Origin of the sequence: Streptomyces sp. PTY087I2 (genome assembly GCF_001687325.1) — a bacterium.
Taxonomy (GTDB): domain Bacteria; phylum Actinomycetota; class Actinomycetes; order Streptomycetales; family Streptomycetaceae; genus Streptomyces.
In genome coordinates, this window is record NZ_LZRD01000005.1 from 80,774 (window position 1) to 103,036 (window position 22,263).

23 protein-coding genes are annotated in these 22,263 nt (G+C 71.2%); 7 read left to right on the forward strand and 16 right to left on the reverse strand.

Annotated elements, in window-relative coordinates; translation table 11 throughout:
• Nucleotides 1-35 precede the first annotated feature (35 nt).
• Nucleotides 36-713 (forward strand): urease accessory protein UreG, encoded by a 678-nt coding sequence (ureG, locus tag A3Q37_RS06685; protein WP_065478955.1) that lies wholly within the window; start codon nt 36-38, stop codon nt 711-713.
• Nucleotides 710-1,483, forward strand: a complete 774-nt coding sequence (locus tag A3Q37_RS06690) for an urease accessory protein UreD (protein ID WP_065478960.1) — start codon at nt 710-712, stop codon at nt 1,481-1,483. The genes ureG and A3Q37_RS06690 overlap by 4 nt, the downstream gene beginning before the upstream one ends.
• A 16-nt stretch (nt 1,484-1,499) precedes the next feature.
• Here A3Q37_RS06690 and A3Q37_RS06695 read toward each other — a convergent pair whose 3' ends face one another.
• On the reverse strand, nt 1,500-1,913 hold the full coding sequence (locus A3Q37_RS06695; RefSeq protein WP_255311752.1) for a DUF5959 family protein: 414 nt from the start codon (nt 1,911-1,913) through the stop codon (nt 1,500-1,502).
• A 357-nt stretch (nt 1,914-2,270) separates the two neighbouring features.
• Between A3Q37_RS06695 and A3Q37_RS06700 the strand changes: the two genes are divergently transcribed.
• Nucleotides 2,271-3,854 carry an alpha/beta hydrolase gene (locus A3Q37_RS06700; protein WP_255311753.1) on the forward strand — a complete coding sequence of 528 codons (1,584 nt, stop codon included), beginning with the start codon at nt 2,271-2,273 and terminating at the stop codon, nt 3,852-3,854.
• 25 nt (nt 3,855-3,879) lie between these two features.
• On the opposite strand, the gene A3Q37_RS06705 is transcribed toward A3Q37_RS06700, so the two are convergent.
• The 7 genes from A3Q37_RS06705 to A3Q37_RS06730 form a co-directional block, all read right to left on the reverse strand.
• Entirely contained in the window at nt 3,880-4,911 is a 1,032-nt protein-coding gene (locus A3Q37_RS06705) for an NAD(P)-dependent oxidoreductase (RefSeq protein ID WP_065478969.1), read from the reverse strand.
• Nucleotides 4,912-4,996: 85 nt separating this feature from the next.
• Entirely contained in the window at nt 4,997-5,713 is a 717-nt protein-coding gene (locus A3Q37_RS06710; RefSeq protein WP_065478976.1) for a 1-acyl-sn-glycerol-3-phosphate acyltransferase, read from the reverse strand.
• A gap of 198 nt (nt 5,714-5,911) precedes the next feature.
• Nucleotides 5,912-6,070, reverse strand: coding sequence for a hypothetical protein (locus tag A3Q37_RS37155; RefSeq protein ID WP_176711363.1), 159 nt, complete (start codon nt 6,068-6,070; stop codon nt 5,912-5,914).
• Nucleotides 6,071-6,136: 66 nt separating this feature from the next.
• On the reverse strand, nt 6,137-7,087 hold the full coding sequence (locus A3Q37_RS06715; protein ID WP_065478979.1) for a cytochrome c oxidase assembly protein: 951 nt from the start codon (nt 7,085-7,087) through the stop codon (nt 6,137-6,139).
• A gap of 123 nt (nt 7,088-7,210) precedes the next feature.
• Nucleotides 7,211-8,236 (reverse strand): 6-phosphofructokinase, encoded by a 1,026-nt coding sequence (locus tag A3Q37_RS06720; protein WP_018516056.1) that lies wholly within the window; start codon nt 8,234-8,236, stop codon nt 7,211-7,213.
• A gap of 213 nt (nt 8,237-8,449) precedes the next feature.
• Nucleotides 8,450-9,175: a type 1 glutamine amidotransferase gene (locus A3Q37_RS06725; RefSeq protein ID WP_065478985.1), complete on the reverse strand. Its 726-nt coding sequence runs from the start codon at nt 9,173-9,175 to the stop codon at nt 8,450-8,452.
• Nucleotides 9,176-9,209: 34 nt separating this feature from the next.
• Nucleotides 9,210-10,448 carry a MurT ligase domain-containing protein gene (locus A3Q37_RS06730; protein WP_030580492.1) on the reverse strand — a complete coding sequence of 413 codons (1,239 nt, stop codon included), beginning with the start codon at nt 10,446-10,448 and terminating at the stop codon, nt 9,210-9,212.
• A 114-nt stretch (nt 10,449-10,562) separates the two neighbouring features.
• Between A3Q37_RS06730 and def the strand changes: the two genes are divergently transcribed.
• A complete protein-coding gene (gene def / locus A3Q37_RS06735; protein WP_065478990.1) occupies nt 10,563-11,108 on the forward strand; it encodes a peptide deformylase in 546 nt (181 codons plus the stop codon).
• A 60-nt stretch (nt 11,109-11,168) separates the two neighbouring features.
• Here the strand turns inward: def and A3Q37_RS06740 are convergent, their stop codons facing one another.
• Nucleotides 11,169-11,843 (reverse strand): TetR family transcriptional regulator, encoded by a 675-nt coding sequence (locus tag A3Q37_RS06740; RefSeq protein ID WP_065478996.1) that lies wholly within the window; start codon nt 11,841-11,843, stop codon nt 11,169-11,171.
• 185 nt (nt 11,844-12,028) lie between these two features.
• Between A3Q37_RS06740 and A3Q37_RS06745 the strand changes: the two genes are divergently transcribed.
• Nucleotides 12,029-13,255: an acyl-CoA dehydrogenase family protein gene (locus tag A3Q37_RS06745; RefSeq protein WP_065479002.1), complete on the forward strand. Its 1,227-nt coding sequence runs from the start codon at nt 12,029-12,031 to the stop codon at nt 13,253-13,255.
• Between the two features lie 74 nt (nt 13,256-13,329).
• Here A3Q37_RS06745 and A3Q37_RS06750 read toward each other — a convergent pair whose 3' ends face one another.
• From A3Q37_RS06750 to A3Q37_RS06770, 5 genes are read right to left on the reverse strand one after another with little or no spacing between them, the layout of a single operon-like run.
• Nucleotides 13,330-13,818 carry a glutathione peroxidase gene (locus A3Q37_RS06750; protein ID WP_065479007.1) on the reverse strand — a complete coding sequence of 163 codons (489 nt, stop codon included), beginning with the start codon at nt 13,816-13,818 and terminating at the stop codon, nt 13,330-13,332.
• A 50-nt stretch (nt 13,819-13,868) separates the two neighbouring features.
• The gene (locus tag A3Q37_RS06755; RefSeq protein ID WP_065479014.1) at nt 13,869-14,393 is read right to left on the reverse strand and encodes a GNAT family N-acetyltransferase; all 525 of its coding nucleotides are present in this window, start codon (nt 14,391-14,393) and stop codon (nt 13,869-13,871) included.
• A 35-nt stretch (nt 14,394-14,428) separates the two neighbouring features.
• The gene (locus A3Q37_RS06760) at nt 14,429-15,007 is read right to left on the reverse strand and encodes a helix-turn-helix domain-containing protein (RefSeq protein WP_065479017.1); all 579 of its coding nucleotides are present in this window, start codon (nt 15,005-15,007) and stop codon (nt 14,429-14,431) included.
• A 20-nt stretch (nt 15,008-15,027) separates the two neighbouring features.
• Nucleotides 15,028-16,467: a DUF2252 domain-containing protein gene (locus tag A3Q37_RS06765; protein ID WP_065479021.1), complete on the reverse strand. Its 1,440-nt coding sequence runs from the start codon at nt 16,465-16,467 to the stop codon at nt 15,028-15,030.
• A gap of 24 nt (nt 16,468-16,491) precedes the next feature.
• Nucleotides 16,492-17,457: a DUF389 domain-containing protein gene (locus tag A3Q37_RS06770; RefSeq protein ID WP_065479024.1), complete on the reverse strand. Its 966-nt coding sequence runs from the start codon at nt 17,455-17,457 to the stop codon at nt 16,492-16,494.
• A 173-nt stretch (nt 17,458-17,630) separates the two neighbouring features.
• Here A3Q37_RS06770 and A3Q37_RS06775 point away from each other — a divergent pair, with 173 nt between their 5' ends.
• Nucleotides 17,631-17,885, forward strand: a complete 255-nt coding sequence (locus A3Q37_RS06775; RefSeq protein ID WP_065479027.1) for a DUF6011 domain-containing protein — start codon at nt 17,631-17,633, stop codon at nt 17,883-17,885.
• Between the two features lie 7 nt (nt 17,886-17,892).
• On the opposite strand, the gene A3Q37_RS06780 is transcribed toward A3Q37_RS06775, so the two are convergent.
• Both A3Q37_RS06780 and A3Q37_RS06785 read right to left on the reverse strand, forming a co-directional pair.
• The gene (locus A3Q37_RS06780; protein WP_065479030.1) at nt 17,893-18,768 is read right to left on the reverse strand and encodes an acyl-CoA thioesterase II; all 876 of its coding nucleotides are present in this window, start codon (nt 18,766-18,768) and stop codon (nt 17,893-17,895) included.
• 34 nt (nt 18,769-18,802) lie between these two features.
• Nucleotides 18,803-21,316, reverse strand: coding sequence for an RNA helicase (locus A3Q37_RS06785; RefSeq protein ID WP_065479033.1), 2,514 nt, complete (start codon nt 21,314-21,316; stop codon nt 18,803-18,805).
• Nucleotides 21,317-21,453: 137 nt separating this feature from the next.
• Here A3Q37_RS06785 and A3Q37_RS06790 point away from each other — a divergent pair, with 137 nt between their 5' ends.
• Nucleotides 21,454-22,245 (forward strand): metal-dependent hydrolase, encoded by a 792-nt coding sequence (locus A3Q37_RS06790; protein ID WP_065479036.1) that lies wholly within the window; start codon nt 21,454-21,456, stop codon nt 22,243-22,245.
• Nucleotides 22,246-22,263: the final 18 nt, after the last annotated feature.

Below are 22,263 nucleotides of genomic sequence, written 5' to 3' on the forward strand. Positions count from 1 at the left end.
ACCTCAGCCACCCCTCCACCACCACGGGAGTCCCCATGCACCTCGGCCACACCCACGACGGCCCCGCCGCCGTCAGCGCCGACGCCACCCGCCCCGACGGCACCCGGCGCGCCCTGCGCATCGGCCTCGGCGGCCCCGTCGGCTCCGGCAAGACGGCCACCGTCGCCGCCCTCTGCCGCGAACTGCGCGACCGGCTCTCCATCGCCGTCGTCACCAACGACATCTACACTCGCGAGGACGCCGACTTCCTCCTCAACAACGCCGTCCTGCCGCCCGAGCGGATCCAGGCCGTCGAGACCGGCGCCTGCCCGCACACCGCGATCCGCGACGACATCTCCGCCAACCTCGAAGCGGTCGAGGACCTGGAGGACGCGGTCGGCCCGCTCGACCTGATCCTCGTCGAGTCCGGCGGCGACAACCTCACCGCCACCTTCTCCAAGGGCCTGGTCGACGCACAGATCTTCGTCATCGACGTCGCGGGCGGCGACGACATCCCTCGTAAGGGCGGCCCCGGCGTCACCACCGCCGACCTCCTCGTCGTCAACAAGACCGACCTCGCCCCGTACGTCGGCTCCGACCTGGAGCGGATGGCCCTGGACGCCAAGAAGCAGCGCGGCGAACTCCCCGTCGCCTTCACCTCGCTGACCTCGGCCGAGGGCGTCGGACCGGTCGCCGACTGGGTGCGCACACGGCTCGCCGCCTGGACCGCGTGAGCGTCCACGCGCGGGCCCGGCTCCGCGCCGAGCCCGACGGCCGGGGCGGCACCGCCCTGCCCGTCCTGGAGAGCGACGGCCCGCTCGCCCTGCGCCGCACCCGTTCCCCGCACCCCACGTACGCCCGGGCCACCGTCGTCGGCGCGATGAGCGCCCCGCTGAACGGCGACCGCCTCGCCATCGAGGCCGAGGTCACCGACGGCGCACGCCTCACGGTCGACGCGGCGGCGGCCACGGTCGCGCTCCCGGGCCCCCTGCCGGACGCCGACCCGTCCACGTACACGGTCAACCTGACCGTGGGGGAGGGGGCGGCCCTGCACTGGCTCCCCGAACAACTGGTCTCCGCCCACGGCAGCCGCCTGCACCAGACCACCCGGGTCCAACTCGCGCCCACCGCACGCCTCCTGCTGCGCGAGGAGCAGATCCTCGGCCGCCACGGCGAACCCACCGGCGCCCTCACCACCCGCCTCACCGTCCACCGCGCGGGCCGCCCCCTCCTCGACCAGCAACTGACCTACGGCCCCGACGCCCCCGCCGGCTGGGACGGCCCCGCAGTCCTCGCCGGCCACCGCACCACCGGCCAACTCCTCCTAGCCGACCCGACCTTCGAGGACGCCCCGCTCCCCGCCCGCCTCCTCGGCCCCACCGCCGCCCTCACCCCACTGGCCGGCCCCGCCGTCCTGGTCACCGCCGTGGCCGCCGACGCCCGCCTGCTGCGCGGAATCCTGGACGACGCGACGTGTGAACTGCTGGACGGGCTGAAGGCGTGAGGTCATCAGGTCCCCTCTACGCGACCGCCTTACGTACGCGCTCAAGCCGCAGCCGGTTCTCTTCCACCCACCCGGGTGCCACATCTACGGGAACCTGCACGGCAATCTGCGTCGATGGCGAGTCGTGCACAGTCACCTCCATCGGATCCTCGGGAACCACTGACAGCCACGCACTACGACCGTCAGGCGGCCACTCGGCTCCCTCCTCCGCGTCAAGGGCATCGAGGCAACGGCCCCATGCATCCAGATCCCCGCCTGAGATGTGCAGTCCAACGGTGCCGCTGACGAAGCCGCTCTCCAGCACGATCTCGGCCGCGTAGTACCTCTCTTCCCCTGCCGGCATCGGCGCATCACACGCAACCCGGAGGGTCACGCTCTGCACGCTGTCAGCGAACCGGAAGAGCTCCAGGGCGTGTGCATCGTCGATCACGACCACCTCATGGACGAGTGAGCGAACAAGACACTCCGATTCTCCCGTACCCCATGCCACAACGATGACGGCCCCTCACGCGTGGCCACTCGGAGATACCGGACAGGTCCTCGCCTCGCTGGGCGGCGCCGGCCCGCACCTGGCTGGGCACGTACGTGTCTCTCAGCTTCGGCGGGGGCAGCCCCTCGACCCACCAGCCGCTGACTCCGTTCAGCGAACTTCCTTCACCGGTTATGGGTTCGGTAAAGAAACAGGTGTACGCCCTGGCCCCAGGCGCCCCGCAGACGAAAGGATCCCCGCGACGTACCGATGACCACGCCGCCCTCTCGGCGGCGGATCGGATGAAGGGGGATACACGTGAGACGTACGACAGTGCTCGGCTCGGCCGGGGCTCTCGTCGCGGGCACGCTCATAGCGGGGGCCATGGCCGCGCCCGCCGCGAGCGCCGACGGCCGGCACCACGGCCGGGGCGACGCCGAGGCGCGCGGGGTCGCCGTCGCGGCGCAGCGGGCGGCGAAGGCCGGGATCGACTGGAAGGACTGCCCGGAGGACTGGGGTCTGACCGCCCCCATCCAGTGCGGCTGGGTGACCGTGCCGCTCGACTACGCCAAGCCGAACGGCAAGAAGATCAAGCTCGCCGTCGACCGGCACGTCAGCACCGGCACGAAGCGCGAGCGGCAGGGCGCCCTGCTCTACAACCCGGGCGGGCCCGGCGGTTCGGGGTTGCGCTTCCCGACCCGGATCACCACCGAGAACCCGCTCTGGACGAAGACCGCGAAGGCTTACGACTTCGTCGGTTTCGAGCCGCGCGGCGTCGGCCACTCGGCGCCGATCTCCTGTGTGGACCCGCAGGAGTTCGTCAAGGCGCCCAAGGCCGACCCGGTCCCCGACAGTGAGGCGGACAAGCGCGCCCAGCGGAAGCTGGCCCGCGAGTACGCCGAGGGGTGCGGCGAGCGCAGCGGTGAGATGCTGCCGCACATGACGACGCCGAACACGGCACGCGACCTGGACGTCATCCGGGCCGCGCTCGGGGAGAAGAAGCTCAACTTCCTCGGCGTCTCCTACGGCACCTACCTGGGCGCCGTCTACGGCACGCTCTTCCCGACCCACGTACGGCGCATGGTCGTCGACAGCGTGGTCGACCCGTCGCGGAAGAACATCTGGTACCGGGCGAACCTCAACCAGGACATCGCCTTCCAGATGCGCTGGGACGACTGGAAGGCGTGGGTCGCGCAGCACGACGACGTCTACGGCATCGGCGACACCCCGCAGAAGGTCGAGAAGGCCTGGCGGGAGCTGCGGGCCGCCGCGAAGAAGAAGCCCATCGGGGGCGTCGTCGGGCCCGCCGAGCTCATCGGCTTCTTCCAGAGCGCCCCGTACTACGACTCCGCCTGGGCCCCCACCGCCAAGACCTGGAGCGACTACCGGGCCGGTGACACCCAGGCGCTGATCGACGCCGCCGCCCCCGACATGAGCGACCTCGCGGGCAACGCCGCCGCCGAGAACGGCAACGCGGTCTACAACGCCGTCGAGTGCGCCGACGCCCAGTGGCCCACCGACTGGCGCACCTGGGACCGGGACAACACCCGGCTCCACGAGAAGTACCCGTTCATGACGTGGGCCAACGCCTGGATGAACCTGCCCTGCGCCACCTGGCCCGCCAAGCAGCAGACCCCGCTGGAGGTGAAGACCCGCAAGGGCCTGCCGCCGGTCCTCATCGTGCAGTCCACCCGCGACGCCGCCACCCCGTACGCGGGCGCGGTCGAGCTGCACAAGCGGTTCAAGGGCTCCCGGCTCATCACCGAGAAGGACGCCGGATCCCACGGCGTCACCGGACTGGTCAACCCCTGCGTCAACGAGCGGGTGGACACCTACCTGCTCACCGGGAAGACCGACCGGCGCGACGTGACGTGCACCCCGCACGCCACGCCGAAGCCGTAAGTCTCGGGCGTACGGCCGGGACCGCTCAGTGGCGGTCCCGGTCGTACGCCGCCAGCCAGGCGTCCTCCGCCGCGTAGTCGAAAAGGCCCTCGCCGTAGTTCCTGAGCATCTTCGGGAACGCCTCCCGCCAGTCGCGCCCCGCCAGCTCCCCGGCCAGCCAGTCGACCGTCTCCGGCAGTGATTCCACGTACCCCGTCACGGGGCGGTAGCCGAGCTGTTCACCGGCGGCCGTCATGTCGTAGACCACCGGGTGCGCGCCGCTCCACGGCGTCTCGCCCACCTGCCCCTCGGGCGCCGGGCCGTCGATCAGCACCGTCTCCGTCTCCCGCCCCAGCACCGCGTCGATCGCCGACGCGATCTCCGCGACCGTCGGCGCTTCGGGGTCCGCCGCGTTCAGTACGCGCGATCCCGGCTTCCCGGCGGCCAGCCGGATCAGCTCCGCCGCGTTGGAGACATGGAGTGGGTGGAAGCGGCTCTTCCCGCCGTACGCGAGGACCCGGCGCCGCCGACCGTCCAGCAGCCGCTTCACGACGTACAGTTCGCGCGGTGTGCGGCAGTACGGGCCGTGGACCGCGCCCGCGCGCAGCAGCGTCACCGGCAGCGCCTCGCCCGCCGCCAGCAACTCCCGCTCCAGCAGGACCTTTCGCGTCCCGTACGTGGCGTCCCCCGGGGGCACTGTCCACTGGGTCTCGGGGAGCGGCACGGGGTAGCGCGGGAAGCCGTCCGGTTCGGCCTGGGTGTCGAAGCTGCGGCCCCGCTCGTCCTCGTACACCGCACCGCTGGAGATCACCACCGCCGAGCCGATCCGGCCGGCCAGCCCGGTCAACTGCCGGGCGTGCGCGCCGTCGAACGCGACCATGTCGACCAGGACGTCACAGCCGTCGCCCAGCGCCTTCTCCAGCGCCCCTTCCTCGTCGCGGTCGAGCGCCACCGCCCGTACCCCGGCGTCCCACCCCTCGTCCCGGTCACCGCCGCGCGAGGCCGCGGTGACCTCCCAGCCGTCGGCGGCCAGCGCGCGGACCGCGGCCCGCCCGATCTGGCCCGTCGCTCCCAGCACCCATGCGTGTCCGTTGCTCATGGAAGCGACGCTAGGGGAGCGGGGCCGGCCGGACCAGGTCGCTCTGCCGGTGGCGAATTCGCCCTCAGCGTCGCAGCTTCGGGAACTTCCTCGGCGGCGCGGCAGCCTGCTCGGCCGCCTTCACCTTGGCCGCGTACTCGTCGACGTACTCCTGGCCGGAGAGTCCGAGGATCGCGTACATGATCTCGTCCGTCACCGCCCGGATCGCCGCCTTCTGGTTCTCCATGCCCGCGTAGCGGGAGAAGTCCAGCGGTTCGCCGAAGCGGATCTCGACCTGCTTGATCTTCGGCATGACCTGGCCGGGCGGCTGGATCTCGAAGGTGCCGACCATCGCGCACGGGATCACCGGCACCTGTGCGGTGATCGCCATGACCGCGACCCCGACCTTGCCCTTGTAGAGCCGCCCGTCGTGCGAGCGGGTGCCCTCCGGATAGATCCCCAGCAGCTCGCCCTTGTTGAGCACGCCGAGCCCCTCGCGGATCGCGGCCTGCCCGGCGTCCTTGCCGGACCGGTCCACCGGGATCTGGCCCGCGCTGCGGAAGAAGGCGGCCGTGAGCCGGCCCTTGATCCCCGGGCCCGTGAAGTATTCGGCCTTCGCCAGGAAGGTGATGCGGCGCTTGATGATGGCCGGCATCAGGAAATGGTCGGAGAAGGAGAGATGGTTGCCCGCGACGATCGCCGCGCCGTCCTCGGGGATGTTCTCCAGGCCCTCGATCCGGGGCCGGAACAGCAGCCGCAGCACGGGCCCCAGAACGACATACTTCAGGACGTAATAAAACACCTTGTGGGTGCACCTCGCTCTGCCGGGCCGACTCAGGACTCGTACTACCAGGTCATGGTGGTGCCGGGACCCTACCCGCAGGGTCCCGGCACCACCATGCGACCGTAGCGAACCGGTCTCCCGACGCGTACCCGCCTCCGGGCCCGTCAGGCGTGGTCACCCGCCGTGGCGTCGGGGGTGTTCACCCACCGTGATGTCTCAGGTGTCCTGGGTGGCCAGCATGCCGATGGTGCACAGTCCCAGCACCACCCAGCCGAACCAGAGCCAGCCACTGCTTCCCAGCGCCACCGTGTACGCGGTCACCGCGACCAGCGCCCCGACGGTCAGGTATCCCATGGTCTTCGTCGATCCGGACATGCGCGCACGCTCCTCGTCGGCCGCGCGGCCGTTGTCCCCATGGTCACCCCGTATGCGCCCTCCGCGCTACTGTCCGCGCGCCTGCAAAGACGCGAGATAGGCGTTGTACGCCGCCAGCTCCTTGTCACCGTCGCGGTCCGCGGCCCGGTCCGAGCGCCGGGCGGCACGCTGTTCGGAGTTGTACCACTGGTAGACCAGCGCGATCAGCACCAGCACCGAGGGGATCTCGCTGAACGCCCAGGCGATGCCGCCCGCCCAGTTCTGGTCGCTCAGGGCGTCGATGCCCAGCGAGGCGGGCGGATTCTCGTACGTCTTCACCATCGGCGTCGACGCCATCATCAGCGCGATCCCGAAGAACGCGTGGAACGGCATCCCGGCGAACAGCTCCAGCATCCGCATCACATAGCCGGGGCGGTGCGGACCCGGGTCCACACCCATGATCGGCCAGAAGAAGACCAGACCGACCGCGAGGAAGTGCATCATCATCCCGAGGTGGCCCGGCTTGGAGCCCATCAGGAAGTCGAAGATCGGCGTGAAGTAGAGCGCGTAGAGGCTCGCGATGAACAGCGGGATCGTGAACACCGGATGCGTGATGATCTTCATGTACCGGCTGTGCAGCAGCTTCAGCAGCAGCTCACGCGGGCCGATCCGGCCCCGGCCGGCCGGCGGCAGCGCGCGCAGCGCCAGCGTCACCGGGGCGCCGAGCAGCAGCAGGATCGGCGACAGCATGCTGATCACCATGTGCTGCACCATGTGCACGCTGAACATGACCATGCCGTAGTCGTTGAGCTTGGTGCACATCACCAGCGCGATGCTCAGCACACCCACCGTGAAGAACACGATCCGGCTGACCGGCCAGCCGTCCCCGCGCCGACGCAGCCGCACCACGCCGTACCCGTACAGGGCGAGCGCCAGGACGCAGCCGGTCAGGAAGAACGGCTCGACGGAGAGCTCCAGCCCCCGCCCCAGCGTGAACGGCGGCAGATCCATGTTCATGCCGTGCCCGCTGTGATCCATCTGTTCACTCCCGATGGGGACACGTCCCCGTTTCGTGCCGGTTGTCCGGTCCAGAGTAGAACTGCCCCCGGTCGCGGTCGCGGCCGGGGGCAGTTCTGGCAGGACGTGTCCTGACGAGGTCTTCTAGAGCACGCACTCCGCCTCGGCGTACCGCTCGGCCGGGACCGTCTTCAGCGTCTCGACCGCCTCCGCCAGCGGAACCATCACGATGTCCGTGCCGCGCAGCGCGGTCAGCATCCCGAACTCGCCCCGGTGCGCCGCCTCCACCGCGTGCCAGCCGAACCGGGTCGCGAGGACGCGGTCGTACGCGGTCGGCGTACCGCCGCGCTGGACATGGCCGAGGATGACCGGGCGGGCCTCCTTGCCGAGCCGCTGCTCCAGCTCGCCGGAGAGCTGCGTGGCCACCCCGGCGAACCGCTCGTGGCCGTAGATGTCCTTGACGCCCTGCTCGAACTGCATGGAGCCCTCGCGCGGCTTGGCGCCCTCGGCGACCACCACGATGGCGAACTTCTTGCCCGCCGAGAACCGCTTGCCGACCAGCTCGGTCAGCTCGTCGATGTCGAAGGGGCGCTCCGGCACCACGATCGCGTGGGCGCCGGCGGCCATGCCCGAGTGCAGGGCGATCCAGCCGGTGTGACGGCCCATGACCTCCACGATCAGCACCCGCTGGTGCGACTCGGCAGTGGTCTTCAGCCGGTCCAGCGCCTCGGTCGCGACACCGACGGCGGTGTCGAAGCCGAAGGTGACATCGGTGGAGGCGATGTCGTTGTCGATGGTCTTGGGAACCCCGACGATCGGCAGCCCGGCCTCCGAGAGCAGGTTGGCCGCCTTCAGCGTGCCCTCGCCGCCGATCGGGATGATGGCGTCCAGGCCGAGGTCCGCGACATGGCCGCGGGCCCGCTCCACCCCGTCGCGCAGATGCGCGGGCTGGACGCGGGAAGAGCCGAGGATCGTGCCGCCGCGGGCCAGGATGCCGCCCACCGCGTCGAGGTCGAGCTTGCGGTAGTCCGCCTCCAGCAGGCCCTTCCAGCCGTCGTGGAAGCCGATGACCTCGTCGCCGTGGTCCACCACCGCGCGGTGCACGACGGAACGGATGACGGCGTTGAGGCCGGGGCAGTCGCCGCCGGAGGTGAGTACGCCAATGCGCATGGCCCGGGAACCTTTGCAACGTGTAAGTCGACGACCGGACCACGCCGTCCGGTTGGATCCCCGCCACCCTACCGGCGCAGGGTGGCGGGACCGAACCGGCCGTCCGCCTGCTGGACTTCGCTCAACCGAGCGGAAAACCCTTCAGGCGGGCTCCGCTCAACCGAGCGCGAACCCCCTCAGGCGGGGGCTTTGCTCATGCGAGCGGAAAGTGACTCAGGCGGGCTGCGTCGCGGCCGAGATCCGCTCGGCGCGCAGCGCCTCGTACCACCGGTCGTCGGTCGGCGGCAGCGCGTTCACGTCGAGGGCCAGCTTCAGCAGCAGATCGGCGATCTGCGGGTTGCGGGCCATCACCGGACCGTGCATGTACGTCCCGAAGACCGTGTCGTTGTACGCGCCCTCCGTGCCGTCCCCCGTGCCGTTGCCCCGGCCGAACCGCACCCGGGCGAACGGCCGTGCCGTCGGGCCGAGATGGGTGACGCCCTGGTGGTTCTCGAACCCGGTCAGAGGCTCAAGCCCCAGCTGCGGGTCGATGTCCGCCAGTACGTCACCGACGCACCGCGCGCCCTCGCCGCGGGTGGAGACCACGTCGAGCAGACCGAGACCCTGCTCGCGCTCACCGAGGTCGTTGATGAACTCGTGGCCGAGGATCTGGTAGCCCGCGCAGACCGAGAAGATGATCGCGCCGTTGGCCGCGGCCCGGCTCAGCCCGCCGTCGCGGCGCAGCCGCTCCGCCGCGAGACGCTGCGGCCGGTCCTCACCGCCGCCGATCAGATAGATGTCGCCGGACGTCGGCACCGGCTGGTCGCTGCGCACGTCGACGCGCTGCACGTCCAGACCGCGCTGCCGGGCCCGCCGCTCCACGACCAGGGCGTTGCCCTGGTCGCCGTAGGTGCTGAGCAGGTCGGGGTAGACCCAGACCAGACGCAGACCGTTGTTCATACTTCGTCCTCTCCGGAGATGACCGGGGCCGGGGTCAGTTGCCGACACGGCGGCGCAGATCCTGGAAAGCGGTGTAGTTGGCGATGACCTCGATGCGGCCGGGCGGGGCGTACTGCACGGCCTCGTCCAGGTTCTCGCAGACCCGGAAGTCGAGACCGGCCACTTCGAGCCGGACCGCGAGGTCCAGCTTCCGGTCGCCGAGCACGAAGATCGGGTGCCCGGCCAGCTGGGTGTAGTCCACGTCCCACAGCCAGGAGGTGTCCGTGCCGTCCGCGCCGCGGGCGTTCACCGAGAGGATCACCGGCGTCGGCGGCGGGTCGATCAGCGAGAACGTCTCCAGCCAGCCGGCCGGGTTCTTCGCCAGCAGGAGCCGCAGCTCACGGTTCTGGAAGGTGACGACGTCGTACCGTCCGGCGACCGCCTGCACCTGGTACATCCGCTCCAGCGCGACCTGCGGCGGCACACCGAAGACCGCGGCCACCGCGGCCGAGCTGGCGGCGTTCGCCTTGTTGGCGCGGCCGGGCAGCTGGAGGTGGATCGGCCACGCCGAACCGTGCGGGTCCAGGACGTAGTCGCCGTTCAGCGCCCAGCTCGGGGCGGGGCGGCGGAAGCCGCACTGCCCGCAGAACCAGTCGTCGCCCGGACGCTGCATCACACCGCCGCAGGACGGGCAGGACCAGGCGTCGTCCTTCCACGCCTGACCGGCCGCCACCCACACCACGTTGGGCGAGGAGGAGGCCGCCCAGACGACCAGCGGGTCGTCCGCGTTGGCGATGATCACGGCCTTCGAGCCGGACAGGCCCTCGCGCCAGTGCTCGGCCATCATCCGGGTCTCCGCCGCGCGGTCCAGCTGGTCGCGGGAGAGGTTGAGCAGCGCGATGGCCTTGGGCGTGGTGTCCCGGGCCACCCCCGCCAGATACTTCTCGTCGACCTCGATCACACCGAACTTCGCGTCCGAGCCACCGGCCAGCGCCGAGGTGATGCCTGCGGGCATGTTCGCGCCGAGCGCGTTCGACACGACGGGCCCGGCGGCCCGCAGCGCCTCGGCGATCAGCCGCGTGGTGGTCGTCTTGCCGTTCGTCGCCGACACGAGGATCACGTCCAGGTGCTGCGCCAGCCGCCCCAGCAGGTCGGGGTCGAGTTTGAGCGCCACCCGGCCGCCGATCACCGATCCGCTGCCCCGCCCCGCGGCGCGTGACACCGCCGCCGCGGCCTTGCCCGCCGTCACGGCCAGTTTGGCCCGCGGCGACAACGGCTCCGTGTTGCCTGCCATCGTCCTAGATCCTCCTTGCATCGGTCCGCGCCCAGCCTATCGATGTCCGCCGCATCGGCCGCACCGCGGCACCACGGGAACTCCCCGGCCCCGGCGGAACGTACGCTTGCCGCCATGCGAAACCGCCCGATCCCCGGCAGTTCCGGACTCGTCCGTGAGATGAGTCTGCTCGGCGACCCGTTGCTCCACCGGCCCTGCGAGGACGTCACGGACTTCGGTCCGTCGCTCGCGAAGCTGGTCGAGGACATGTTCGCCACGATGTACGCCGCACAGGGTGTCGGGCTCGCCGCCAACCAGATCGGCGTCCCGCTCAAGGTGTTCGTCTACGACTGCCCGGACGACGACGATGTCCGCCATCTGGGACACGTGGTCAATCCCGAACTGGTCGAGGCGGACGGACTCACCGTACGCGGACCGGAGGGCTGTCTGTCACTTCCGGGTCTGGAAGCGGGCACGGAACGCTTCGACCACGCGGTGGTGGAGGGGCTGACGATGACCGGCGAGCCGGTCCGGATCGCCGGGACGGGATGGTTCGCCCGGTGCCTCCAGCACGAGTGCGATCACCTGGAGGGCACCGTCTACCCCGACCGGCTGACCGGGCTGCGGCGCTCCCGGCTGCTGCGCGCGGCCCGCAGGGCCTCCTGGGCGCGGCAGGGCTGAGCGACACCGGGCGCCGCGGCCCGGCATCTCAGGACCTCAAGACCTCAGGACCTCGGGACCTCAGAACCCCGGGCCGCCCTTGACGTCGCGGTCGCCCGCCTCCGCCAGCCGCCCCCACAGCAGATCGGCGAGGCTGCTCACCAGCCGCTCGCGGGAGCAGGGCCGGTCGGCGAGCCACCAGTCGCCCGCCGCGTGCATCATGCCGACGATCCCGTGGCCCCAGATGCGGGCCATCTGCTCGCCGTCCGGCCCCAGGTCGACCCGCTCGACGATCACCTGGCCCAGCTCCTCGCCGAGGCGGCGCAGCAGCGGTGCGGAGTGCCGGCCGACGTCGAAGCCCTGCTCGGGGGAGGGGGAGGCGTCGGCGGTGTCGGCGGCTCCGTCGGCGGGGTGCATCAGGAAGCGGTAGACCTGCGGGCGGGCCTCGATCGCGGCGAGATAGGTGTTGAGCGTGGACTCCACCCGGGCACGCCGCTCGGCGGGCGCGTCCAGGGCGGCGCGCAACGCGCTGAGCAGGGCGTCGGTGTGGCGTTTGGCCAGCGCGCGGTAGAGGCCGCCCTTGTCCCCGAAGTGGCGGTAGAGGATCGGCTTGGTGATCCCGGCCTCGGCGGCGATGGCGTTCATCGAGGCCTGCGGTCCGTCCCTGAGCACCACCCGGTCCGCCGCTTCCAGCAACTCACGGCGGCGGCGCTCGGCCGCGGTCCGCTGCCGCTCGGAGCTTCGTGCGGTCTCCATGTCGTCTCTCCCACCCCTGGCCACGCGGTGCCGTCACACCGCTTCTGCACGCCCGCGCAACGTAACACTCCACGGGGCCGGAGCCGGATCGGCTCCATGGCGGTTGACAGTACCTACTTGCCGGTAACAGACTGTGGTTACCGCAAGTAACGCATGGTTTTCGCCGCAGTGCCTGGAGGGGAAACATGGCCGAGTTCACGCTTGACCTCAACGACGACCAGAAGCAGGTCAAGGAGTGGCTCCACGGCTTCGCGGCGGATGTCATCCGCCCCGCCGCCGCGGAGTGGGACGAGCGTGAGGAGACGCCCTGGCCCGTCATCCAGGAAGCGGCCAAGGTCGGCATCTACTCCCTGGACTTCTACGCCCAGCAGTTCTTCGACCCTACGGGTCTCGGCATCCCCATGGCTATGGAAGAGCTCTTCTGGGGCGACGCCGGTATCGCCCTGTCGATCGTCGGTACGGGCCTGGCGGCCGTCGGCGTCCTCGCCAACGGCACCGAGGAGCAGATCGGCACCTGGATCCCGCAGATGTACGGCGACGCCGACGACGTGAAGGTCGCCGCCTTCTGCTCCTCCGAGCCCGACGCCGGCTCCGACGTCGCCTCGATGCGCACCCGGGCCGTCTACGACGAGGCCAAGGACGAGTGGGTCCTCAACGGCACCAAGACCTGGGCGACCAACGGCGGCATAGCCAACGTCCACGTCGTCGTCGCCGTCGTCGACCCCGACATCGGCTCCAAGGGCCATGCCTCCTTCATCGTGCCGCCGAACACCCCCGGCCTCTCCCAGGGCCAGAAGTTCAAGAAGCACGGCATCCGCGCCTCGCACACCGCCGAGGTGGTTCTGGAGGACGTCCGCGTCCCCGGCCACTGCCTGCTCGGCGGAAAGGAGAAGCTCGACGAGCGCCTCGCCCGCGCCCGGGAGCGCGCCAAGGCGGGCGGCGAGCGGGTCAAGAACGCGGCGATGGCCACCTTCGAGGCCTCCCGCCCGGCCGTCGGCGCGATGGCCGTGGGCACCGCCCGCGCCGCCTACGAGGTCGCCCTCGACTACGCGAAGACCCGCAGCCAGTTCGGCCGCCCGATCATCGACAACCAGGGCATCGCCTTCCAGCTCTCCGACATGCGCACCCGCATCGACGCGGCCCGGCTGCTGGTCTGGCGCGCCTCCTGGATGGCCACCACCGGCAAGCCGTTCACCTCGGCCGAGGGCTCCATGTCGAAGCTGTACGCCAGCGAGACCGCCCGGGACGTCACCGCGCAGGCGATCCAGATCCTCGGCGGCAACGGCTTCACCCGCGAGTACCCGGTCGAGCGCATGCACCGCGACGCGGCCATCTACACCATCTTCGAGGGCACCAGCGAGATCCAGCGCCTGGTCATCGCCCGCACGCTCTCGGGCATGCCGATCCGCTAGCGGATCGGCGGGCGGCAGGCATACGGAAGGGGCGGCCGGGGACGTGGGTCCCCGGCCGCCCCTTCGCTGTGGGCTCAGCCCGGCAGATGCGCCTCGATCGCCGCCACGACCTCCGTGGACTCCGGCTCGGAACGCGGACGGATCCGGGCCACCGGCTCACCGGCCGGTGAGATCACGAACTTCTCGAAGTTCCACTGGACGTCACCGGCCTCCCCGTCCGCGTCCGCCAGCCGCGTCAGCTCCGCGTACAGCGGGTGCCGGCCGTCGCCGTTGACGTCGGTCTTCTCCAGCAGCGGGAAGCTGACCCCGTACGTCGTCGAGCAGAACGTCTGGATCTCCTCCGCGCTGCCCGGCTCCTGCCCGGCGAACTGGTTGCACGGGACGCCGAGCACGGTCAGGCCCCGGTCCCCGTAGTTCTGCTGCAACCGCTCCAGGCCCTCGTACTGCGGGGTGAGCCCGCACTTGGAGGCCACGTTCACCACCAGGACGGTCCGGCCGCTGTACGCGCCCAGCGTCGTCGGCTCGCCCGTGAGGGTGCGCAGCGGAATGTCGTGCAGCGTCATGAAGCTCTCCCTGTTCCTTGCGTGGTGCCGCTCATTGTGCCGCCCGCCGTTCATGGAGCGGCGAGCTCCTTGTAGTAGAAGGTCGTCGGCTTGAGGCTGCCCGCCGGATCGGCCGCGTATCCCGGCACGCTCCCGGCCCTCGTCCACCCCGCCTTGCAGTAGACCTGCTCGGCCAGGCTGCCGGTCTCGGTGTCCAGGATCAGCAGCGTGATGCCCTCGGTCGCGGCGTACGCCTCCACCGCCGCGAGCAGTGCCCCGCCGATCCCCTGACCACGCGCGGACGGGCGGACCATCAGCTTGGCGACCTCCGCGCGGTGCCGGGCGTTCGGCAGCGGGGCGCGGACCAGGGCGATCGTCCCGGAGACCCGGCCGCCCTCGCGGGCGATCCAGATGCCGATGCTCCCGGCCTCCACGGCGGCGGCCCGCTCCCGCCACCAGATGGCGGCCGTCTCCCGGTCCAAGGGGGCCAGGAAACCCACCGAGGACCCCTCATCGACGGTCTCGACCAGCAGGCCGGCCAGGTCGTCGGCGTACGTGACCAGCTCGGGGGCGGACACATGGACGATCTCGGTCATGGACGGGGTCCTTTCGCGGGGGACGGGTCGAGGGGTCAGGGGAGGACGATCAACAGGGCGTAGCGGGCCTGCCCCGGTCCCGCGCAGTGGAAGCGGGACGGGCCGTTCAGCCTGAAGCGGAGGCAGTCCCCGGTGCACACGCTGTGCGTCACCTCGGCGACCGTCACCTCCACGGTGCCTTCCAGTACCCAGATGTGCTGCTCGACACCGGGCACGGGCGCGTTCTCGTACGCGACCGACGCACCCGGTTCCAGGACGGACTCCACGACCTCGGCGCGCAGCCCGGGATGCGGCGGCGAGACCGACCGCCGGACGAACCCGGCCGCCTCGTCGCGCCAGACCGTCTGCCGGGCCGCGGGCACCAGCGGCGGGGGCTCGGCCTCCACCTCCATCAGGAGCCGGGACATCGTCCGGCCGTAGACCGTGCAGAGCCGCCCGAGCAGCGTGGCGGTCGGGCTCACCTCGCAGCGTTCCAACCGCGAGAGCGTCGACCGGCTCACCCCGCTGCGGCGGGCCAGCTCGTCCAGGGACCAGCCGTGCTCGGTGCGCAGGTCCGCCAGCCGCACGGCGAGCCGGACGCCCATGGGGTCCGGCTCCTCGATCTCATCTCCCATATGCGGGATCATATCCCCGATCAGGGAATTCCTCCAGGTGGCGCCGACGCCGCCGGCAGCCGTCCCGCGGCCACCGCGTCGACCAGCGCCCGGTGATCCAGCTCGTTGCGGTCCGCGTACGACTCCGCGAACGTGGCGATCGCCCGGTCGAAGACGTCCTTGGAGCCCAGGTAGCCGGCGATGGCGATCCGGTCCCCGGACCTCGCGTGGGCGCGGGCCAGCGTGGCCCCGCACACCTCGCCGAAGACCCGCAGCCCCTTCGGCGCCATCGACTCCGGTTCGGCGATGCCCTTCCAGTCGCGCAACTGGCGCACATAGAAGTCCCGGCTCCGGCCGTCGATGCCGTCGGCCCGCTCCCAGCCGAGGAAGATGTCACCGGCCGCCTGCATCAGGCGCTGCCCCGCGACCACCCGCTCACCCTGGTTGGCGTACCGGCTCGCCCCGGCGAACTCGGCCAGCACCGAGGCACCGGCCTCCTTGGCCTGGAGCAGCAGCGGATCCCCGCCGTCCCGGCCGAGCAGCAGGACGATCCAGCACCGGGTGCCGACACTGCCCACACCGACGACCTTCCGGGCCACGTCCACCAGCGTGAAGTCCTCCAGCAGGCTGCGCCGGTCGGGCGGCAGGCTGCGCGCGTACCCCGCCAGCATGGAGCCGAACTGCCGGAACACCGCCTCCCGGTCCGTCCCCGGCGTCAGATCGGTCAGCGGGACGACCATCGGCGGGTCCGCCGCGATCCGCAGCCGCCCGTCGACCACCTCGGCGAGCTTCCCGAACGCCTGGAGACTGTCCCGGGACCGGGCCTTCCCCAACGCCCGGTCGACCGTCCTGCGCCCCCGTCCGCCCAGCTGCTCCGCGGCGACCGTACGCAGCCGCTCGGCGTCCGTCCGCGCGTACCAGACGTCCAGATTGCGCATGCCCGCGAACCGGGCCATCGCCTCCCGGTACGAGCGGACCGTGGCCCGGACGATCCCGGCCCGCTCCCGGTGCGTGAAGCCGTTCGCCCGCCCCGCGATGACGAGGCTCGCCGCCAGCCGTTTGACGTCCCACTCCCAGGGACCCGGCAGCGTCTCGTCGAAGTCGTTGATGTCGAAGAGCAGATTCCGCTCGGGGGAGGCCAGCAGCCGGAAGTTCAGCAGATGGGCGTCCCCGCACAACTGCGCCCGGATCCCCGACACCGGGGTGCCGGCCAGGTCGGCGGCCATCACCGCGGCCGCTCCCCGGTAGAAGCGGAACGGGGACTCGGACATCCGCGCGTAGCGGATCGGCACCAGCTCGGGAACCCGCTCCGCGGACTGCGTCTCCAGGACGGTCAGCGGATCGGGGCGGTGCGGCGACGGGGTGAACTCCGCGTGGCCCGACCGGGGAGCCTTCCGGCGGGCGGCCTTGCCCAGCGCCGTGCGTTCGGCGGGCGTCGCGTGCGGTGCGGCACGCATCCGCGCCTCGGCTTCCCGGTCCATGAGGTGGCCCCTTCCGGTGGTTTCTCAGGCCTCTTCGGCGATCCGGCGCTCACGGTCGCGCCGCAGGCGGACCCGCTGCCAGATCGCGCGCTGGGCCTTGAGCGTGGCCGTGCCCACCACGATCAGCACGAGGATGTTGACGACGAGCTGGACCGCCGAACCCCACACGTCGGACCAGCTGGTGAACGCCGTGGAGACGGCGATGTCCGCGGCGGCCGGGATCGTCGTCACGGAGATGAACACCCCGAGCAGGGCGCTCGTCCTGGCCTCGGTGAGCGACACGATCCCGACGATCCCGGCCAGGGTGGCGACGGCGACGGAGAAGAAGTTCGGCGTGTTGATGAGGTTGGACACGGGCCGCAGCCCCCGGTCGAACGCCTCCGACTCCAGCCCGAACCCCCGGATGAGGAGGGCGAAGAGGAAGGTGACCACGATGGTGAGGAGGAAGCCGACGCCCAGCGCGGCCAGCCCGCTGCGCACCATCGACCGGTGACGCCGGTCGATCCCCAGCGCCACGCTGACGATGGCGCCGTACTCCGGCCCGACGACCATCGCCCCGACGATCAGGATCTGGGAGTTGGTGACGATGCCGACCGAACCGATCAGCCCGGCGATGACCAGGTAGAGGTAGAAGCTCGGCGGATACCGGCCCCCGGATCTGATGCGCGCCTCGACCTGTTCCCAGACCGGCGCCCGGCTCAGCGGCCCCAGCTCGCGCCGCCCGCCCTCGGTGGCCGCGCCGGAGAACGCCATGTCGACGGGTTCGATGACGAGGGAGCCCCGCCGGTCGAGGCGGACCGCGCGCAGCCGGTGCAGTACGTCGTTGGCCGCCCCCGTCAGTACGTCGCAGGCGATGGCGTCCCCGTCGGGGCGGCGCGCGGCGTCGCGCTGGACGATCAGGTTGAGCACGCACGGATCGGCCGAGAGCAGGCCGACGACCTCGTCGGTCAGGTCCGGCGGGCTCACCGCGCGGATGTGGATCATGTCCATCCCGGCACCTCCGCGGCTCCCGGCCCCGTCGTACGGAGCTGTGCCCGGCGGGCGGCCCGGGGCTCACTCCAGTAACGCGGCCCCCGCACGGTTCGGCAAACCGGCGGTCGCCCGACCGGGCCGGGAGACGGAGGCCTTGGGCGGTCGCCCGCCCGGGCTGGGATCATCGAGGGGTGGACACACCCGATGCCTTTCCCGAACTGCTGCCCGGGGCCGACGAAGCGGTCCGCGAGGAGACGGCCACCGACGACGGGACGCCGGAGGGCCGCCGCCTCGTCCGCTGCCGGCTCTGCGGCCGGCCCCTGACCGGCACCGACTCACGGCGGGCCGGCCTCGGCCCGTCCTGCGACGCCAAGCTGCACCCGGCGCCGCCGGACATCCGCACCCGCCGCCACGAGGTCGACCAGGACCCGCTGCCCGGTACGTGAAGAAGCCCTACGGCAGGTCCAGCCGCCGGAACAGCCCCTCCTGCACCACCGACACCAGCAACTGCCCCGCACGGTCGTAGATCCGGCCCCGCGCCAGGCCCCGCCCGCCCGTCGCGATCGGCGACTCCTGGTCGTACAGGAACCACTCGTCCGCCCGGAACGGCCGGTGGAACCACATGGCATGGTCCAGCGACGCCATGTCGAAGCCGCGCGGACCCCACAGCGGCTCCACCGGGATGCGGACCGCGTCCAGCAGCGTCATGTCGCTCGCGTACGTCAGCGCGCAGGTGTGCACCAGCGGGTCGTCGCCCAGCGGGCCCACCGCCCGCATCCACACCGCGCTGCGCGGATCGGCGTCCTGGATCTCGTCCTTCGTCCAGCGCAGCCGGTCGACGTACCGGATGTCGAAGGGCTGGCGGCGGGCCATCCGCTCCAGCGCCTCCGGCAGCGCGCCCAGGTGCTCGCGCACCTCGTCGGCGACCGTCGGCAGCTCCTCCGGGTCCGGGACGATCCGGGCGGGCGGCAGCTGGTGTTCAAAGCCCGCCTCCTCGGGGCGGTGGAAGGACGCCGTCAGGTTGAAGATCGTCCGGCCCTCCTGGACCGCCGTCACCCGGCGGGTGGCGAAGGACCGGCCGTCCCGGACCCGCTCCACCTGGTAGACGATCGGCACCCCGGGACGCCCCGGCCGCAGGAAGTAGGCGTGCAGCGAGTGCACCGGCCGCTCCCCGTCGGTGGTCCGGCCCGCCGCCACCAGCGCCTGGCCCGCGACCTGCCCGCCGAAGACCCGCTGGAGGGACTCGTCGGGGCTGCGGCCGCGGAAGATGTTGACCTCGATCCGCTCCAGGTCGAGCAGATCGACCAGGCGCTCGGCCGGATTCGTCATGCCGTACCTCTCCCGTCGCGCGTCAGGGGCCGGTTCACAGCTGGCCGACCTCGGTGACCCGGACGACCGCCCGGCCCTCCTCGTCGGACGCCGCGAGATCCACCTCGGCCTTGATGCCCCAGTCGTGATCGCCCGCCGGGTCGGCGAACGCCTGCCAGACCCGCCACAGCCCGTGCGCCGGGTCCTCCTCGATCTTCAGCAGCTTCGGGCCCCGCGCGTCCGGACCGGTCCCGATCTCCTCGTGCGCGTCCCAGTACGCGTCCAGGGCCTCGCCCCACGCGTCCTCGTCCCACCCGGCATCGCCGTCCAGCTCGCCCAGGTCACCGGCCCGGTCCAGCGCGGCCAGCTCCACCCGGCGGAACATCGCGTTGCGCACCAGCACCCGGAAGGCGCGCGGGTTCGCCGTGACCGGCTTGACCTCGTCCGCCTTCTCCTGGGCCTCCTCGGCGGTCTCCACCTCGGGGTTGGCCAGCTGCTCCCACTCGTCCAGCAGACTGGAGTCCACCTGACGCACCATCTCGCCCAGCCAGGAGATCAGGTCCTGGAGATCCTCCGACTTCACGTCGTCCGGGATCGTGTGCTCCAGCGCCTTGTAAGCGCTCGCCAGATACCGCAGCACGATGCCCTCGGTCCGGGCCAGCTCGTAGTGCGAGGTGAACTCCGTGAACGTCATGGCGCGCTCGTACATGTCCCGGATCACCGACTTCGGCGACACCGGATGGTCGTTCACCCACGGGTGGCTCGTGCGGTACACGTCGTACGCGTGCCACAGCAGCTCGCTCAGCGGCTTGGGGTACGTGACCTCCTGGAGCCGCTCCATCCGCTCCTCGTACTCGACCCCGTCCGCCTTCATCTGCCCCACGGCCTCGCCGCGCGCCTTGTTCTGCTGGGCGGCCAGGATCTGCCGGGGGTCGTCCAGCGTCGACTCGACGACCGAGACCATGTCCAGCGCGTACGAGGGCGATTCGGCGTCCAGCAGGTCGAACGCGGCCAGCGCGAACGTGGACAGCGGCTGGTTCAGCGCGAAGTCCTGCTGGAGGTCGACCGTCAGCCGCACGATCCGGCCCTCCGCGTCCGGGGTCTCCAGCTGCTCCACCACCCCGCCGTCCAGCAGCGAGCGGTAGATGGCGATGGCCCGCCGGATGTGCCGCAGCTGCGCCCGGCGCGGCTCGTGGTTGTCCTCCAGCAGATGCCGCATCGCCTCGAAGGCGTTGCCCGGGCGGGCGATGACCGCGAGCAGCATCGTGTGCGTGACCCGGAAGCGCGAGGTCAGCGGCTCCGGCTCGGACTGGATCAGCTTGTCGAACGTCGACTCCGACCAGGCGACGAAACCCTCCGGGGCCTTCTTGCGGACCACCTTGCGCTTCTTCTTCGGGTCGTCGCCCGCCTTCTTCAGCGCCTTCTCGTTCTCGATGACGTGCTCGGGGGCCTGCGCCACGACGAACCCGGCCGTGTCGAACCCGGCCCGGCCGGCCCGGCCCGCGATCTGGTGGAACTCCCGCGCGCGCAGGGTCCGCACCCGGTTCCCGTCGTACTTGGTGAGTGCCGTGAACAGCACCGTACGGATCGGGACGTTGACGCCCACGCCGAGCGTGTCCGTACCGCAGATCACCTTCAGCAGCCCCGCCTGGGCCAGCTTCTCCACGAGGCGGCGGTACTTCGGCAGCATCCCCGCGTGGTGCACCCCGATGCCGTGGCGTACGTAACGGGAGAGGTTCTGGCCGAACTTGGTGGTGAAGCGGAAGCTGCCGATCAGATCGGCGATCTTCTCCTTCTCCTCCTTCGTGCACATGTTGATGCTCATCAGCGACTGCGCCCGCTCGACGGCCGCCGCCTGCGTGAAGTGCACGATGTAGACCGGCGACTGCCGGGTGTCCAGCAGCTCGGTCAGCGTTTCCGTGATCGGCGTGAAGCGGTACTCGTAGCTCAGCGGCACCGGACGGGTCGCCGAACGCACCACCGAGGTGGGGCGGCCCGTACGGCGGGTCAGGTCCTTCTCGAACATCGAGACGTCGCCGAGCGTCGCCGACATCAGCACGAACTGCGCCTGCGGCAGCTCCAGCAGCGGAATCTGCCAGGCCCAGCCCCGGTCCGGCTCGGCGTAGAAGTGGAACTCGTCCATCACGACCTGGCCGATGTCGGCGTACTTCCCGTCGCGCAGCGCGATGGAGGCCAGCACCTCGGCCGTACAGCAGATCACCGGGGCGTCCGCGTTGACCGAGGCGTCGCCGGTGAGCATGCCGACGTTCTCGGTGCCGAAAAGCTTGCACAGGTCGAAGAACTTCTCCGACACCAGCGCCTTGATCGGCGCGGTGTAGAAGGTGACCTTGTCCTGAGCCAGCGCCGTGAAGTGCGCGCCCGCCGCCACCAGGCTCTTGCCCGAACCGGTCGGGGTGGACAGGATCACGTTCGCCCCGGAGACCACCTCGATCAGCGCCTCCTCCTGAGCCGGGTACATCGTGATGCCCTGGCTCTCGGTCCATGAGGAGAAGGCCTCGAAGAGGGCGTCCGGGTCGGCGGTCTGGGGGAGCTGGTCGATGAGGGTCACGCCCCCATCTTGCCTGTCTTCCGCCCGGATGAGGGAACCGGCGGACGGCACGAAGATCACGGACGGTACGCTGCGGACTCAACCTGCCCGCGCCGCACCGGTGATGGGCGCACGAACCACTGGGGGCGGGACAGACCATGATGGGACCGGCACACTCTCTGTCAGGGGCAGCGGCCTGGCTGGGGGTGGGCGCGGCGGCCGCCGCCGCGGGCCACACGATGCCGTGGCCCGTTCTTGTCGTCGGGGCGCTGATCTGCGCGGGAGCCGCGCTCGCCCCCGACCTCGACCACAAGTCCGCGACGATCTCGCGCGCCTTCGGACCGATTTCCAAGACCCTCTGCGAGATCGTCGACAAACTCTCGTTCGCCGTCTACAAGGCCACGAAGAGCGCCGGGGACCCCCGCAGGACCGGCGGCCACCGCACCCTGACCCACACCTGGCTCTGGGCCGCCCTCGTCGGCGCCGGCTGCTCCGCCGCCGCGATCTTCGGCGGCCGCTGGGCCGTCCTCGGCATCCTTTTCGTCCACCTCGTGCTGGCCGTCGAGGGCCTGCTCTGGCGGGCCGCCCGGGTCTCCAGCGATGTGCTCGTCTGGCTGCTCGGCGCCACCAGCGCCTGGATCCTCGCGGGCGTCCTGGACCAGCCGGGCAACGGGGCGAACTGGCTCTTCGACGCCCCCGGCCAGGAGTACCTGTGGCTCGGCCTGCCCATCGTGCTCGGCGCCCTCGTCCACGACATCGGCGACGCCCTGACCGTCTCGGGCTGCCCGATCCTGTGGCCCATCCCGATCGGCCGCAAGCGCTGGTACCCGATCGGCCCGCCGAAGGCCATGCGCTTCCGGGCCGGCAGCTGGGTGGAGATGAAGGTCCTGATGCCCGCCTTCATGGTCCTCGGGGGAGTGGGCGGGGCCGCCGCCCTCAACTACATATGACGGCTCGCCCGGCCGGTC